At 40.8% G+C, this 17,104-nt stretch carries 14 protein-coding genes; 9 read left to right on the plus strand and 5 right to left on the minus strand.

Features of this window, described 5'->3' with window-relative positions; genetic code table 11:
* Together LDL35_RS00320 and LDL35_RS00325 are read left to right on the plus strand one after the other, a co-directional pair.
* Nucleotides 1-458, plus strand: a 458-nt coding sequence (locus LDL35_RS00320) for a hypothetical protein (protein ID WP_304018340.1), incomplete at its 5' end; no start/stop codon positions are given.
* A gap of 367 nt (nt 459-825) precedes the next feature.
* Nucleotides 826-2,178, plus strand: coding sequence for a mannose-1-phosphate guanylyltransferase/mannose-6-phosphate isomerase (locus LDL35_RS00325; RefSeq protein WP_304018342.1), 1,353 nt, complete (start codon nt 826-828; stop codon nt 2,176-2,178).
* Nucleotide 2,179: 1 nt separating this feature from the next.
* Here LDL35_RS00325 and LDL35_RS00330 read toward each other — a convergent pair whose 3' ends face one another.
* The gene (locus LDL35_RS00330) at nt 2,180-4,627 is read right to left on the minus strand and encodes an oligosaccharyl transferase, archaeosortase A system-associated (protein ID WP_304018344.1); all 2,448 of its coding nucleotides are present in this window, start codon (nt 4,625-4,627) and stop codon (nt 2,180-2,182) included.
* Nucleotides 4,628-4,799: 172 nt separating this feature from the next.
* Here LDL35_RS00330 and LDL35_RS00335 point away from each other — a divergent pair, with 172 nt between their 5' ends.
* Both LDL35_RS00335 and LDL35_RS00340 read left to right on the plus strand, forming a co-directional pair.
* The gene (locus LDL35_RS00335; RefSeq protein WP_304018346.1) at nt 4,800-5,381 is read left to right on the plus strand and encodes an acylphosphatase; all 582 of its coding nucleotides are present in this window, start codon (nt 4,800-4,802) and stop codon (nt 5,379-5,381) included.
* A gap of 105 nt (nt 5,382-5,486) precedes the next feature.
* Complete coding sequence (locus LDL35_RS00340) at nt 5,487-6,641, plus strand: glycosyltransferase family 2 protein (protein WP_304018348.1); 1,155 nt, start codon at nt 5,487-5,489, stop codon at nt 6,639-6,641.
* 286 nt (nt 6,642-6,927) lie between these two features.
* On the opposite strand, the gene LDL35_RS00345 is transcribed toward LDL35_RS00340, so the two are convergent.
* The 4 genes from LDL35_RS00345 to LDL35_RS15255 form a co-directional block, all read right to left on the minus strand.
* A complete protein-coding gene (locus LDL35_RS00345; protein ID WP_304018350.1) occupies nt 6,928-7,635 on the minus strand; it encodes an acylphosphatase in 708 nt (235 codons plus the stop codon).
* A 143-nt stretch (nt 7,636-7,778) separates the two neighbouring features.
* Nucleotides 7,779-8,834 (minus strand): dTDP-glucose 4,6-dehydratase, encoded by a 1,056-nt coding sequence (gene rfbB, locus LDL35_RS00350; protein WP_304018352.1) that lies wholly within the window; start codon nt 8,832-8,834, stop codon nt 7,779-7,781.
* 2 nt (nt 8,835-8,836) lie between these two features.
* Nucleotides 8,837-9,685: a dTDP-4-dehydrorhamnose reductase gene (gene rfbD / locus LDL35_RS00355; RefSeq protein ID WP_304018353.1), complete on the minus strand. Its 849-nt coding sequence runs from the start codon at nt 9,683-9,685 to the stop codon at nt 8,837-8,839.
* Between the two features lie 125 nt (nt 9,686-9,810).
* The gene (locus tag LDL35_RS15255; RefSeq protein ID WP_369694872.1) at nt 9,811-10,011 is read right to left on the minus strand and encodes a PD-(D/E)XK nuclease domain-containing protein; all 201 of its coding nucleotides are present in this window, start codon (nt 10,009-10,011) and stop codon (nt 9,811-9,813) included.
* Nucleotides 10,012-10,857: 846 nt separating this feature from the next.
* On the opposite strand from LDL35_RS15255, the gene gmd reads away from it, so the two are divergent.
* From gmd to LDL35_RS00380, 5 genes are all read left to right on the plus strand, one after another.
* On the plus strand, nt 10,858-11,901 hold the full coding sequence (gmd, locus tag LDL35_RS00360) for a GDP-mannose 4,6-dehydratase (RefSeq protein ID WP_304018354.1): 1,044 nt from the start codon (nt 10,858-10,860) through the stop codon (nt 11,899-11,901).
* 52 nt (nt 11,902-11,953) lie between these two features.
* Complete coding sequence (locus LDL35_RS00365; protein ID WP_304018356.1) at nt 11,954-13,018, plus strand: glycosyltransferase; 1,065 nt, start codon at nt 11,954-11,956, stop codon at nt 13,016-13,018.
* 113 nt (nt 13,019-13,131) lie between these two features.
* Nucleotides 13,132-13,980: an ABC transporter permease gene (locus LDL35_RS00370; protein WP_304018358.1), complete on the plus strand. Its 849-nt coding sequence runs from the start codon at nt 13,132-13,134 to the stop codon at nt 13,978-13,980.
* A 5-nt stretch (nt 13,981-13,985) separates the two neighbouring features.
* Nucleotides 13,986-15,290, plus strand: coding sequence for an ABC transporter ATP-binding protein (locus LDL35_RS00375; RefSeq protein ID WP_304018360.1), 1,305 nt, complete (start codon nt 13,986-13,988; stop codon nt 15,288-15,290).
* A gap of 66 nt (nt 15,291-15,356) precedes the next feature.
* Nucleotides 15,357-16,946 (plus strand): hypothetical protein, encoded by a 1,590-nt coding sequence (locus LDL35_RS00380; RefSeq protein WP_304018361.1) that lies wholly within the window; start codon nt 15,357-15,359, stop codon nt 16,944-16,946.
* Nucleotides 16,947-17,104: the final 158 nt, after the last annotated feature.

The following is a 17,104-nucleotide window of genomic DNA, read 5'->3' on the forward strand; positions in this document are numbered from 1 at the left end:
TGCAAGGTGCACTGGTTTCAGGAAGGGAGCCGACTGGAGGACTGAATAAACTGACTATTGATAATTCTCAAGGTGAATTAGATGCCTTGGTAGTTCTTGCACAACCAAACTGGCCAAATCCAATTTGCGCATATTATCTTCCGAAAGGTGAATCACATACATTTGATAAGATGCGTCCTGGAGTCTATGATGTGTATTATATTCTGGGGAAAGGGTGGATATCTACAAAAAAGGCATTTGCTCAGGAAATTGAAGTTGGAAAAATTGATCAGCCAATTGAATTAGTATCCGAAGGAAAAAACACCGTAGAATCATATAAAATTGTCTGGGATTATGTTCCATACAACGATAATGAGTATATTACCGACTTTAATACGGTAACAGTTACTCTGTATCCTGTTCCAAAAGGAAATATTGAATTAGTGCAGATAGAGAGAGAGGATTTCCCAAAATACTAATTTTTTAAGATCCTATTTTTAGGAATGAGAGCCCTATGAGATAATTACTTTTTCCCGAAAATAATAAATAATTTTTCAGAAATTATTAAAGAACATTGAATTCTATCTTCCATTAGAGAGCAAATAAGCAAGAATTAGCAGCTCGAGTTAAAGGTTAACTCTTTATCCATAACGTCACAAAGCATGAATGTTTTATTTTAGCACTATGAGACAAATTCAGTTTACCTACTTTTAGATTCACAACGATAATTTCCCTTATTATATTACCAAAATTGATTTATGCAACATTTTCAGTAGTCATTTCAAACACGGTTGATCATCACATGAAAATAGCTCATTTCATGCTCCTTCACGCAGATGTACTATCGTGAATCAGATATACACCATCATTTTAGCAGGAGGGGTCGGAACCCGGCTCTGGCCTCTTTCGAGAACCTACTATCCTAAGCAGTTTCTTCAGGTGAATGGTCACTCACTCTTTCAAAAGACGTACCTGAGAGCAGTTGAAAACAGCAATCCTTCAGACATCTATGTAGTTACGAATGAACTGCATCATTTCCTGGTAAAAAATCAGATTGCAGAACTCGGATATCCAATTGCAGATGAGCAGATTCTGCTCGAACCATCTGGGAAAAACACCCTCCCGGCAATTGCATGGGGAGTTTCTGAAATCGCAAAGAAAAATCCAAATGCATTGATCATGGTGTTTCCCAGCGACCACCTCCTTGGAGCATCAGCCGGCGAGGAGTTACGATCAGCAGTACCCTTATGTGAACACTACCTGGTTACCTTCGGGATTATTCCTGATAGTCCGCATACCGGCTATGGATACATTGCGCCGGGCAATCCATTGGAGAGAGGATTCCAGGTACACGAGTTTAAAGAGAAACCAGATGAGGATACTGCACGGCAGTATGTGCAGGAGGGATATTTCTGGAACAGCGGAATGTTTCTCTTTTCTGTTCCGGTTTTCATGAATGAACTTACAAGGTATCAGCCAAAGATTGCAGACGTTTTTGAAAAGGGAGCTTCCTGGGCTGAACTTCCTTCAGTGTCGATAGATTATGGCATTCTCGAGCATTCAAATAATGTAGCTGTTGTTCCTCTTTCTTCCAGTTGGTCTGATCTTGGTAATTTTAATGCATGGTATGAGATCTCCGGGAAGGATGCCTGTGACAATTCTGGGAATTGTGTGGCCATTGAGTCATATGGAAATTTTGTAACGACCAAGGACCGGTTTGCAGCCCTTATCGGGATAAAAGACACGATTGTTGTCGAGACCTGTGACGCGTTACTTGTCTGCCGGCGGGATATGGCAGAAAAGGTAGGAGATCTGGTAAAAGATCTAAAGAAACAAGGGAACCCGATTACTGAAATACACCGGCTGGTCTACCGTCCCTGGGGGTCCTATCTGGGGCTTGAAACCGGGCCCGGGTTTCAGATTAAGCGACTGACGGTGAATCCCGGAATGAGGCTATCACTCCAACGACATCATCACCGGAGTGAACACTGGGTTGTGGTGCACGGGACCGCTGATGTGGAACTTGATGGGAAGCACCAATTTGTCCGCCCCGGTGAGAGTACCTTTGTCCCTGCAGGGGTGATGCACCGGCTTGGGAACTCAGGAAAGATTCCCCTTGAAGTGATTGAAGTCCAGATAGGGGAGTATCTTGAAGAAGATGATATCGAGCGGACTGAAGATGACTTTAAACGGGTATAGATCAGGTGATCTGATCTTCTGATACCTCAATTGTTTTTCCGGTTTCAATGATCCGGTATGGTCCGGTGGCCCTGACTTCATAGGGATTGTTCTGTGTGCTGTAAGGAAGAGTGAAGGTCCCGTTCAAACTTTTTTGCTGCCAGGTGAAGTTCCGCCCCTGATTCGTGGTGATGGGGAGTTCAATGGTCCCGGTTCCGGGCAGGGTGTATCCTTTTACCCGTTCGAAGATTTTCACTTCTTTTATCTGATGGGTTTCATCTGCTGCGACGGTTGTCGGAGATTCATAGATGAGCCGGTAATGGCCAAGGGCCGGGACATCGGTGATGGGTCTGGTGAACTGGATGGAACCGATGATCCGGTTGTCGGACTTCGGGATTTTTTGTGCGTCCTCAGCAGAGATTTGAACGGCATTTCTAATGAGTGGAAAGGAGCCTCCACTCATCGGTGATTGTTCAATGGTCAGGAGTGATCCTCCCTGGCCTTGTGTATATGAGCCATCGGAGAGATGTAACTTTACTGCGGTGCTTTCGAAGTATGGCTGTTTTAAGACGAGAACTGGATCATATCTGCCAGCCTGCCCGGACTGCTGATAATAGGTCTCCTGGTACTGAGCGATACGGTCTCTGCCATATCCCCACAGGGGGAGAGCAGCAAATTTCGAGGTGACGGTGGCAAAGTCAGTGATAATGTACTTTGCTCCGACACCAGTTGCGCACAATTCTGCATCCTCTTCCGATTGAGCTGCCAGGAATTGTGCAACTGGCGGGACATTATCCTGGAAGGGTGATGTTATCGGAATTCTTTGACTGAGAAAAGTAATCCAGTGCCCATAATCCCACCAGGAAAGTATCCCATATGCCTCTTTTGGATAAGAGAATTCTGTTTTTTCATACATAGTATAATAATTAACACCTGGATCAGGGGAGTTTTGTGAAAGCCAGGTTAGGGATTCTGCCCAGTCATCGGTCATTGAGATGAGACCGATCTGCTTATCTGCAACGGTCATGACCGTCTGGGTTGAAAATCCGACGATGATAAGCATTAAAATCCCTACCACTGCTATTGCATGAATGGGGAGATTCTGATCTTTCATCTCCAGGTTTTTCTTTGATCGTTTTTCAGGCTGCTCACTTGCTGCAATCTTTGAAAACAATGAACTCAGTCCGATTGCAGAAAACAGCACAATAACTATACTTACGTAATATTCATACCTGACATGCATCAGGGTCGCATACATGAGGACAATTCCCCACACAAGAATTGCCATGAAAGCCGGCTGATACGAGCGGATCAGTCTGATAATGCAGATGACAATACCTGCTAATGCAAGAACCATGGCAATATTGTAGGAGTACCACGCCCGCACCGGCTCCCACATCTGCATCTCATTAATATATGATTCAGCATATGAAAAGAAAAAGAAATAGTGGATAGAGTTGGTTATCTGGGCAGCAATATCAGGGATCAGGGTCGCAATGAATGCATATCCTGCGGCAAATGAGGTCAATACCATTCCTATGTAATAATACCGCGGTTTCTTTGCCAACAGATGTGCAAAGAGAGTGAGAAGTCCAAGTTCAAGAGGGACAGCCAGAACGACCAGGATATGTCCTATCGAATATCTGCTCAAAGAAAAACCATCATGGGTTAATCCAAGGGGCAGATAAAGAACTGTGAATGTAATAAAGAAGAGGCAGGAATGAAGAAGGAGATTGAAAAGATGATTCTGGTCCTGAAGCACTAAGGCATGGATCAGGAAGATAAGGGCGCAGATTGCTGCAAAAAGCACCATGGTCTGAATGTTCATAAGACCCAGAAAATATACAATCCCGGCAAAGATGGCAAGAAGGATACTCTTTTTCGTGTACCAGGGCTTTTGAATAGCACGAGTCGTAAGCAGGAGAGCGACTATGAGGGTGATGAAAAGGGTTGAGAAGAGGGTTTCTGTAATATGATGATCAAGATATCCATAAAAAGAACGATATAATAACTCTCCAGAGGTGACCGGAAGAAGTATTGCTGCTATCCACCCGGTTTTTTCATCCCCGGATAATTTTCCCAGATACCAGATTATGGGAATGAGCAGAAGAAATAATAAAGGGGGAACGTATGATGCGACAATCATATTTTCCGGTCTTGCCAGAGCACCAACAAGAACATAGACAGATGCACAGAGGAACGGGAATAGCAGACCCCAGTCGATATCCTTTCCTGTGGGAAACGCAGTCATGGGATCGAACCAGGCATATCCTGGATAATTTTCGGATATTTGCTCTATCTGACGCATTGAGTACCAGGTATCCATGAAAATGAGTTTCTGAACCGGGCCATCCCCAAGGAACTCCATAGGTAAAAACCGGAGCCAAAGTCCAAGCAGGGCAGAGGCAATTACAAGGAGAATGAGAAGGTGTGATGAATGTGTATTCAACCAGTCTTTTAGTCTTGTCATTATGAGTACTATCTGACTTTTTCCTTAAGTATTCATTTCCGACCAAGAGAGCATCCACAGTTCTTCGGAATTATGGGTTTCGTCACTAGGTGTCCTGAATTGTACCCAGCAAAAATAGACATAATTTGCATAAAAAAGTACTTTTGTCAGGATAGCAATACTATACATCAATATGAAGAAACGAATCGTCATTGCCGGTCCAAGAGTTCATAATGTAGGTTACCGGCCGTTTTTACTCCAATATGCCCAGGTGCATGGTTTTACCCACTTTTTTGCAATAAATAATTCATATAATGGAGAACAAGAGGTCCTTATTACCATAAGTGAAACCGAAGAGAAAATTTCTTCCTTTATTTCTTATATATCATCCAATAAGCCTGATTTTGCTGAGGTTACAGAGATCAGATCAGAAGAGTACACAGGAGACGTTGTACCAATTGGAACATTCCTTCAGGATCTTCAATTTGAACAATTATGCAAAGGGATACCCGCGATTCTCAGAATTGAGGAGGCTCAACATGAGATGATCTCCCTCCAGAAAACCATGCTTACTAAACAGGATCAGATGTTACACAAACAAGATCAGATGATCGAGAAACAGGATCAGATAATTCATATTCAGCAGGATACGGTTGATGAAATTAAAGGATTTCGTAAAGACTCAACCAATTATCTTGAAACTGAATTTTCAGATATAAAAAAGAAGTTACAGGCCATTGAAAACGCCCTTTCACGTGAAGGAATCAGAGTGTAATCAGGCTATGATTATTTTTTTGTCAGGTTTTTTCACAAAAGTTTTCCGTATTTACCATATCATTTATCCTTTTGAACGAGAGTAATTAGTGAAACGGGTCATGGCATGGTAAGTGAACCACTTGTAACAATAATAATTCCGGCCTTAAATGAGGAGAAGACAATAGGATCCTGTCTTGAAAAAGTCAGGGCAGGGTGTATAAAACAGAATATACCTTTTGAAATTATTATCTCTGATTCTTCAACAGACTCAACTCCGGACATCGCCCGTTCCTTTGGAGCCCGGATTATTCATCCTGATAAAAGAGGATATGGAAATGCGTATTTAGCCGCTTTCCCTCTGGCAAAAGGAGAGATCGTTGTTATCGGAGATGCTGATGACACCTATGACTTTTCTTTGATCTCTGAATTAATCAGACCTATAAAAGAAGGGGGGGCTGATATGGTTATCGGATCAAGATTAAAAGGCACTATACTCCCGGGATCGATGCCATGGCTCCACCAGTATATCGGTAACCCTCTCCTGACATGGTTATTAAATTTCACTTTTCATTCAAACTTCAGTGATACCCATAGTGGGATGCGGGCGATTCGGAAAGATGCACTTCAAAGATTAAGTCTCCATACCGGAGGGATGGAATTTGCCTCAGAGATGCTTATTGAGGCGGCAAAAAAGGGACTGAAGATCGAAGAGATCGCGATAACCTATTATCCACGAAAAGGACCATCAAAACTGCACAGTTTTGCTGACGGGTGGAGGCATATACGGTTTATTATGCTGGTCAGACCTCTTCGTTTTTTAATAGTTCCAGGGATCCTGTTTATCCTCCTGGGATTTTCCCTGATGGTGGGGGTTGGGCTCATAAAATCAGTTGAATTGCAGGGGCTTCACTCATTTATTCTAGGAGATATCCTTATGCTTGGAGGCCTTCAGTTTCTTCTCTCCGGTGTGGTTATGAAATCCTATAGTGTTACACACCAGCTGGATGAGTGTGGACCATGGTTTACCCAGATTCTTCAGTATAAGACCCTTGAAAAGGTGCTTTTTATAGGAGTGCTGTTTATGATACTGGGTTTTACCAGTGGCATATATATATTAAGTCAGTGGATTACCGTATCCGGACCACTGACTCAGATTACAAACGCTGTTCTTTCACTTTCAAGTGTGATAATCGGCCTTCAAATAATATTTACTGCACTACATGTGAGTATGATGCTTCTCCAGTGTGAACGGGATGGATGCTCAGGTTTTATGGGATAATGTGAGAGGCTGTTGTACACATTAATGCCGGGGATATTATAAGGTAAATTAATACAGGAAAGGAATATATTCACATGCTGAATTGACCATATGGTACGAATGAAAATCAGTCATGCCCCAAGTCCCTTAAATCTTTTTTCTGATAGGGCAGACCCTGAAATCAATTCCTATGATTTCAGAAATTTTATATAAAAGAGGAGTTTTCAGAAAAAAGATCTCATAACTCTCATCTTCTTTTAAGTGAGCATAGCGAAAAATGAGGGGCTTTTAAATCGGTATTTGTGAGCTATGACATCATACCTGCATTTTTTAGAATTGTCTGAATCTCATGTAATTGCTGCTCAATAAATTGATATTTTGTATTAAGAGAATCTTTGAGATCTGATCTCATCTCCTGGATCTCCTGATTTGTAATTTTTTGAAGAGAGATCTGATAATTTTGGTTAGCCAACATCTGATCCTGTTCATCCAGCATCTGATCCTGTTTGGCCAACATCTGATCCTGTTTATCCAGCATCTGATCCTGTTTGGCCAACATCTGATCCTGTTTGGCCAACATCTGATCCTGTTTGGCCAACATCTGATCCTGTTTATCCAGCATCTGATCCTGTTTGACCAGCATTTGTTCTCCAATTTCAACAGAACGGCGACTGTTCGAATCTATACGAACCAGATACGTGAGGGCAGCATCCAGGCGTTCTCCGAGTTCTTCATCAGGACTCCCTCTTTGAATCTCAAAGTACTTCCATTTCCCTTCATAGGTTCCTGTTTCGATTTTTATTGATTCAACAGAGATAGGATCCTCATGTATTCTTATTTGTGAAATAAACCGATCCAAGTCAGCTTCATTACCTTCTGCGATAATTTCAACATCATATCCTGGGCAATTCCGGACAATTCCAGTAATATTATGTTTTCTGGCAATCTTTGTGACCCGATCCCGGTATCCGACACGCTGAACTTCACCAGATGCAGTAATTAGTAGACGTTTCATCAATATCTCATGCCATTTTTTTCTTTATATTGTTGCTGATTATGAGAAGAAATAATTATCATTCACAGAAATTTGGGACTATGAGAATATTGGAGATTTGAGAGTGATGTAACATTTTTCTTTCATAGACATAGAGAGGAGATTTATCTATTATTTTTCTGAAAAAAACTCATGTATTCACCAGATATGACATTTTTTACCCATCTTTGATGTTCCAGATACCACCGGATTGTTATTCGGATTCCTTCTTCAAAGGGAGTTTCAGGTACCCATCCGAATTCCCGTTTGATCTTTGAGGCATCTATTGCATATCTCCGATCATGGCCAAGCCGGTCGGTCACATAGGTGATCAGGCCTTCGTTGATCTTTGGATCTTTGGTCATTTCATGTAGGAGATGCAGTATTGTCTTTACAATAACGATATTTTCCCGTTCATTCGACCCCCCGATATTGTATACTTCTCCTGGTTTTCCCTTATGGAAGGCGAGATCTATTGCCTGGCAGTGATCCATGACATAGAGCCAGTCGCGGATCTGCCGGCCATCACCATATACCGGTATGGACTGGTGTTCCAGGGCCCGCGTGATTGTTAAAGGGATGAGTTTTTCCGGGAACTGATAAGGCCCGTAATTATTCGAGCACCGGGTGATTACCACAGGCATGCCATAGGTATCATGGTATGCTTTTGCAATGAGATCTGATCCTGCTTTACTTGCAGAGTAGGGGCTGTGTGGGTCGAGTGGGGTAGTCTCGGAGAAGAGGCCTTCCGGACCGAGTGATCCATAGACCTCATCCGTTGAGACCTGGAGGAAGGTTGTATTCTCTTTCCATGTTCCATTCTTTCGCCATGCTGTTTGTGCGGCATCAAGGAGTGTGTGGGTTCCCATGATGTTCGTCTTCAGGAATATAGCAGGATCATGAATTGACCGGTCCACATGGGATTCTGCGGCAAAGTTGATGACTCCCTGGATATCATACCGGGAAAATACCGATTGAACCTTCTCTGGATCTGTGACGTCTCCTTTGATGAAGATGAATCGGGATTTCTGATCATCGGGGAGGTACTCTAAATTTTCAGGGTTCCCGGCATACGTCAGGGCATCATACCCGATGATGATATCTTCCGGGTGGTTTTCCAGGTAGTGATATATAAAATTTGAACCGATAAAGCCGGCTACTCCGGTTACGAAGAGGTACATGGTTATGTTCTCCCAATTTCCTTTAAGAAACGTTCCGTTGCATCCTGCCAGGAGGGCAGGCTATATCCGATCACCTGTTTTAGTCCAAAGTTGTCCAGGACTGAAAAACCGGGGCGGGTTGCCGGGGTCTTAAAGTCAGTACTCTTTCCAGGGATGAGTTCACCAGACCAGCCTATCTGCTGCAGAATATATGCAGCAAAATCAAGCCGTGAACAGTGACCGGTATTTGTACAGTGATAGAGTCCATACTGATCAGTTTGGATCAGGTCAAGGGTTGCCTTTGCCAGATCCTTCGTATACGTAGGGGAAGCAACCTGATCATCGACAACGGTTATGGAGTCTGATTTGTCACTCCACTCCAGGACTTTCTTTACAAAGTTGATATTTCCTGATCCAAATACCCATGATACCCGGATGAGATAGGAACGTGTTGCATGACGCATGACCTGCTGTTCACCAAGGAGCTTGCTCTCACCGTACCGACTTATAGGATCAGGATGGTCTGCTATGGTATATGGTCGGGATGCTTTTCCGTTAAAGACATAATCGGTTGAGTAATGGACGAAGGCTGCGTTCACTTTATTTGCTGCCAGGGAGAGGTTTTTCGGCCCGATGCCATTTACTAAGAAAGCTTTTTCCCATTCTGTTTCAGCCAGATCAACGGCGTTGTATGCAGCACAGTTGATGATGATGTCCGGCTTATGGGTCTGTATCGTTTCAGTTACTCTATCATATTTTGTGATATCAAGATCCTTTGAACCACAGGCGGTGACGTCGTGCCCATGCTTCCTTAAGAGGTTTGTAATATCCTGGCCTAACTGGCCATTGGCACCGGTTATAACTACTTTCATAGAAATCTCATGTATCATTCGGTAACAGATTATGCAAAGTCTTAATTTATCATTTTATCAATCAAGAAGAACCCATGCATAATATCCCTCCTGCATCATGATTCTCCTGCATGAATGAGCAAAAGTCATCCATTCAGGTTCTCAGGTTCCTGAACTTCCCATTTCACGATGTTCCGGCTTTTCGGATCAAATTCACCCTCAATCTCATATATGGCAAGGCCTTCATTCTGATATTTCTCTGAATAACCATTCTCCTGTATTTTTTCAAGCGGGCTTATTGTTGACGTACTACCGAATTCCTGTACCTTAAAATCAAATAACCAAATAGCTTTACATGTCTTACAATACGATCTGTGTGGCCATGATGTGTGCCTCCGGAATTACCTCATATCCAAGACTTGCAAAGGAGGTATACACGACGCAGGCATGATATCCTTCAAATCGTGAAATATGATTTTTTCGATACCATTCATACGGGATTTGGGTGAAAAATACATAAGACAGATTGTGTAATCCGGATAGGGCGCCTTTGTCAAGGGCAATATTGAGATGATTATGATGAACGAGAGCATTCCTCCCACTGAATGCTTTTGATAAGAGCGCATTTAATGAGGTTTACACCCCAATTTTTGGAAATCCAAGGACACACCGGAGACCCCGTACCGGATCAGCAGACCACTCGTTTATTGTCAGATATCCGCTCTGAAAGAGGTGCGATTCCATTCTCATATGTTCAGGAACAAATTAACCCGGGATTTCTTTATCATTGAGTATTATGACAGGTATTCTGGTTTTTGCTATTTGGGGGATGAGAAACAAAGGTCGCTCACCTGGAGAACCGTGTGTTTTTTCTCTCAGGTATTGTTCTTCCCACATGTCGATAATCCGGGTTTACCATCAAATATGGTTCTAACCGGTTCACTCTCCCCATTTGCCAGAATACTATCGAAAGAAAAGTCAACTGGAAGTAATTGACTCTCACTTTTAATTTTTATTTCTCATGTCATATATCATGAGAGGAACATTTGTAATCAGGCGGTATACTTTATGCCTCCGGATACCTAATTTATTAGATATTATTGATCAAACTCTTTCCAGAGTCAATTCCAGATGTCTATATAGACAAATGTGCAAAAAGATATGAAAAATAACATAAGGTCTTAAGAATTTTTATGAGACGAGCATTCATTACCGGAATTACCGGACAGGATGGATCGTATCTTGCAGAGTTACTTCTCTCCAAGGGGTACGAGGTCCATGGTCTTGTCCGTCGTGCATCTACCTTTAACACTCAGCGAATTGATCATATTTATGTCGATGCCCATGATCCAGATGCAAAGATCTTCTTCCACTATGGAGATCTTTCAGATTCTGAGATGATTTCGCATGTTCTCTACAATATCAAACCAGATGAAATCTACCACCTGGGTGCCCAAAGTCATGTCAGAATAAGTTTTGATACCCCTGAATATACCGGAAATATTACCGGTCTTGCCACGACCAGAATTCTTGAATCTGCCCGAAGAAGTAATCCGGATGTGAAGTTTTATCAGGCCTCTTCCAGTGAGATGTTTGGGCATACTCCCCCACCACAGAATGAAGATAGTTGTTTCTGGCCACGGAGTCCGTATGCTTGTGCGAAGGTGTATTCATACTGGATGACACGGAATTACCGGGACGGGTATAACATGTTTGCCTGTAATGGCATCCTTTTTAATCATGAATCTCCCCGTCGTGGAGAGACATTTGTGACCAGAAAGATTACCAGAGGGATTGCTGCGATTCTTGCCGGGAAAGAGAAATTTTTGTACTTGGGAAATCTTGAGGCCAAACGTGACTGGGGATATTCACCGGAATATGTTGAATGTATGTGGAAGATACTGCAGCAGGATACTCCTGATGATTATGTCATCGGGACAGGTCAGACCAATTCAGTGCAGGAGTTTGTGGATGCAGCCTTTGATTATGCCGGTCTTGATGTAAATGAACATGTGAAGATCGACCCAAAATATTTCCGTCCTACTGAAGTAGAGGCCTTGCTCGCAGATCCCTCACGAGCAGAGAAGAAACTTTCCTGGAAAGCAAAGATCAAGTTTCAGGAACTCATGAAAATTATGGTTGATGCCGATCTTAGAGCTGCCGGACTTGAACCTGTTGGCGAGGGTGATGAAATAATCCGGAACGTATTCCCGCACCGGTGGTGGGGAAGGGATTAAATATTTTTGATTCATTTTTGAATTTCTTAGAATATCACAGACAGTTATTATCATGAAAATAGGCATTTTTCACGATTTTTTCGGAGCAGTCGGTGGAGGGGAAAAAACAGTTCTCGTTCTCGCAGACATATTAGATGCAGATATAATTACCACTGATACTGATGCACTTCAGGTATTAAAGCCTAAAAATCCGGTACAATCTCTCCACAGAACGGTAAAACTGCCGCCATTGAAACAGATTTCAGCGTCTTTGTATTTTTCATTGGCAGATTATCGGGATAAGTATGATTTCTTTATTTTTACCGGCAACTGGAGTGTTCACGCTGCAGCGATTCATCACCCAAATATGTGGTACTGTTTTACTCCGGTTCGTGCATTTTACGATAATTACATGAATTTTAAATCCAAACTGGGCCCTGTTGGCGGGGCTCTTTTTTCTTCATGGGCACATTTGCACCGTCCCTGGAATCAGAGGGCTGTTGAAAATATCAATACAATCGTTTCTATTTCAAAGACTGTATCGGACCGGGTGAAAGAGTTTCATAACCGGGATACACCAGTTATTTATCCACCTGTAGACATCTCCCGCTATTCCTGTCGGGAGTACGGGGATTTTTGGTTATCTGTCAACAGGTTGTATCCGGAAAAGAGACTTGAACTGCAGATCGAAACCTTCCGATCATTACCTGGTGAGAGACTTGTAATTGTAGGAGGGTATGCGAAAGGTGATCATGCTGCCGGATATGCAACAAGAATCCTTGAAAACCTTCCATCAAATGTTACATACCTTGGTGAAGTGGGTGAAGAGGAAGTATTGGATCTGTATTCACGATGCAAGGGGCATATAACCACCGCGTTGCATGAAGATTTTGGTCTGACTCCGGTGGAGGCGATGGCTAGTGGGAAACCTGTTGTGGCAGTGAATGAAGGCGGATTTCGGGAGACCGTAACCGAAAAGACTGGCATGCTTGTTCCTGCAGAGGTTTCGAATATTCGTGATGCAATTGTGAAGGTTTCAGAATACCCAGAACAGTACAAGGATGAATGCATAAGGCAGGCAGAAAAGTTTGATATCACCCGATTTGAACGAGAGATAAGGGACATGATGGGGATTTAATATGGATTTTTTTAGGAATTCCTAAGGTAATACCTCTCATAAAAAATTTTTAATAATGCTCGTGATTGAATAATTAAAATAACCCGGATACATTCGAAAGGACCTAACAAAAGATGAAAGAAGATACAGAGTGGACCATGGAAATCCACTCCAGAAGTGGGTGGTTCAATATTGACCTTGCAGAATTATGGAGATATCGTGACCTTATTATTCTTTTTGTTCGGAGAGAATTTGTTGCGGTATACAAGCAGACAATACTTGGTCCGGCATGGTTTTTATTGCCGCCGTTGTTTACTGCAATTGTATTTGCAATTATCTTTGGTTCCATTGCAAGAATCCCAACAGATGGACAACCCCCGGTCCTCTTTTATCTTGCAGGTATCATCGCATGGACATACTTTTCCAACTGCATGACTGCCACATCAAATACGTTCATCGCTAATTCAGGCATTTTTGGGAAGGTTTATTTTCCCCGGCTGGTCATTCCGGTTTCGATAGTCATTGTGAATATCTTTTCATTTTTGATCCAGTTTGGACTTTTTTTGATAATTTATCTCTATTATCTCATTTCTGGTGCCCCTATATCACCCAATATCTGGCTGTGCCTGGTTCCATTACTCCTTATTCAAATGGCAGCATTGGGACTTGGTATGGGAATTCTTATATCAAGTCTCACTACCCGGTATCGTGATCTCACCTTTGCATTAGGGTGCGGTATTCAACTCTGGATGTATGCGACTCCCATTGTCTATCCCTTATCTCAAGTACCACACCAATGGATATGGCTCATTAGTTTAAACCCCATGACTGCCGTTGTTGAATCATTCAGATTTGCCTTTCTTGGCAGCGGAATGATCCAGTCCTGGCAGATAGTATTGAGTCTTGTAATAACAGCATTCATATTATTCCTTGGAATCGTGTTCTTTAGTAAAGTAGAAAGATCGTTCATGGATACTGTGTGAAGATCATGAGTGAAATTGTCATTAAAGTTGAAAATATTTCAAAATTATATCGACTCGGCATAATTAGTCATAATACTTTGTACCAGGATATCCAGAGTAAGTGGGCCAGACTTCGGGGTGCAGAGGATCCAAACACACCGATTGACCAATTGAATTCAGGCTTTAAAAGTAATGAGTGTGAATGTTTCTGGGCTTTAAAGAATATCTCTTTTGATGTTCGGAAGGGTGAGATATTAGGGATCATCGGGAGAAATGGTGCAGGAAAATCCACTCTTTTGAAAATTCTTTCACGTGTTACCGCACCGACAGAGGGCAAAATTAAGATTAAAGGTCGGATTGCCAGTCTTCTTGAAGTTGGGACCGGGTTTCATCCTGAGCTTACCGGAAGAGAAAATGTGTTCCTCAACGGGGCAATTTTGGGGATGACAAAGCAGGAGATCAGTGAGAAATTTGATGATATCGTTGCATTTGCCGAAGTAGAGAAGTTTATTGATACTCCGGTTAAACGGTATTCAAGCGGGATGTATGTCAGGCTTGCATTTGCAGTTGCAGCACATTTAGAACCTGAAATTTTAATTGTTGACGAGGTTCTTGCGGTTGGTGATGCCAGGTTTCAAAAGAAATGTATTGGCAAAATGGGAGAGGTTGCAGGGGAAGGGAGGACGGTATTATTTGTCAGTCATAATATGAATGCAGTAAAAAACCTCTGCGGAAAAGTCATTTTGCTCGAAGCAGGGAATCTCGTCTATGAGGGTGATACTCATAAGGGTATTGCGCAATATGTTAATGAGGATAGAATTGAAACTACCACATTAGATGAAGAATACCTAAATTCTATTATGACCGGATTGATTTTGGAGAGGAATCCTACAGTCAGGTTTCAGCAGATAACAATATCCGATATAAATGGTACTGAACGAGCTACCTTTCGTTCTGATGAAGAGATTAAAATTACGATGAGATACAGATGTTATACTAAAGTAACAAATTTGCGATTGCTCATTACGGTATTGGATAGTGAAGGAAACCGGATAATGAATACCCTGAATTATGATGATGAATCAGTGGTTTCAAAAAATGAATTAAACCCTGGTGTTTTTACGTCAATATGTACCTTTCCGAAAAACCTTTTTGGAGAAAATAGATTTTATCTTAGTTTTAGTATGATAAATGATTATGCTGAACATATTAATATTGAAAAAGGCATGTTTTTTGATATTTTATTTTACTCAATGAGCAGTTATTTGGAAAAATTATATGAAAACACATGTATTCGACCGTTGTTAAAATGGACAACATATGTGGAGTAATCTCTATCATCAAATAACTTATCAATTTCAAAGGGAATTAGAACAAATATTATTCATTAATTTTGCATGAATTTATCAAACGGTTTATTTTCAATTTTGGAAAAGATTTCCTGCTTTAGTAAATACTTTCATAAAAACCAAGTACATCCTGATTTGGTGGATAAAAATTGGAAGAAATGGGAAGAACAATTTACAATTTTTGTCTCAAATTGGATCTACGAAAAAAAGATTAAAATAAATACTAAATCAGCAATTGGAATTGTGGTATCTCCATGGATTCAGACAGCTGTACCATGGTTTTCTATTGCAATGGGACTTTTTCTTGCTAATCGAGGTAATAATATTATTTTCATTTTTGATGATATTGAAAATGGAATCGAAAACCAGATCACCTACCAATATCAGGTAGAAAGTATCCAAAAAATATTTTCCGGTATTTCAGATAGATTTGAAATAATACAATTGAGTCGATTAAAAATCCGAAACAGTTTATTAACAGGAGCAGATAATTCAATAATTAATTCTTTAGCTAAAGCAAACGCTATACATTTCTTTCGGGGAGAAACAAATGAAAATTCAAATAATTTCACACAAAATTTAATTCAAATATTCACTAAAAAATTATTTATTATCCATGATATATTATACCAGAATTCGTTCTCTTCTCTATTGTTGCCTGGAGGGATATGGGGATCTAGTGGGCTTTTTCTGAAAATCGCGAGGGAAAAAAACATCAGGATAAACTCATATGATGCGGGATTTGGCATATTATTGATCAGTACAAACGGAGTTGCTGCTCACCAAACAGATATCCCTATTGCAATGAGTCTATTAGATAAAGCAGAATTAAAGAAAATAATAGAAATTGCATATAATGAATTGGATAGAAGAAAAGAAGCGAGACCTGAACAAAGCGACTTTGTCCCATCATTCCAAAAAATTGGATTTGTAAATGATTCAAGCACATATAATGTGGGTATATTATTATTATTAAATCAAGTATGTGACACTGCTGCATTAGGTCTAGAAAAAATTTTTGATTCAACTATTGAATGGATTTTTGCATCTATTGAATGGACACTCAATAATTGTGATGAAATCATTACAATACGACAACATCCTATAGAAAGAACTGAATTTGGGCGGACAAATGATGATTATTCTAACCTCATTCGTTCTCGCTATGGTAATAACAAAAGAATCAAATTCATCTCTGCTGAAGATGAAGTTAACACCTATAAGGTGATCAATTTGGCAAAATGTGTAATTACATTTTCGTCTACAACAGCATTGGAGGCTGTAATGATGGATAAACCAGTAATTACAATTACAGAGTGTTATTATTCAAATTTAGGATTTGTTCTCAAACCCATTAGTAAAGAAGAATATTTCTCACATATTGATAGTTGTATTAATGGGAATTATAAAACCACGTTTAAACAAAAAACCGATGCTGCGACTTGTTATTATTTAACTCAATGCTGTAACAGAATAATTACCACATTCACAGGACAACCCTCCGATTTTGAAAAGTGGGTTAAAAAAAACCCCAAAGAGTTATCTGAATCAGAAGAAATAGATGATGTCCTTACTTCAATTGAAGAAGGAGTACCAATATCCTTGATCCGTCATAGAAAGAATAACAAAAAGTTTTAGAGGATTATTATTTCTTGAAAAATCATGATAAAAAAATTCCAAAACATCATCTTCAATATTTTTTTCCCTGAAGGGAAATGTAAAAAAAATCCAGATAACAGAAATCAGCAAACTTTTTCATGTTTTTATGATGAATCAGTTAGATTTTATGAGAGTGC

This window comes from Methanospirillum hungatei, from assembly GCF_020216685.1.
Classification (GTDB): domain Archaea; phylum Halobacteriota; class Methanomicrobia; order Methanomicrobiales; family Methanospirillaceae; genus Methanospirillum; species Methanospirillum hungatei_B.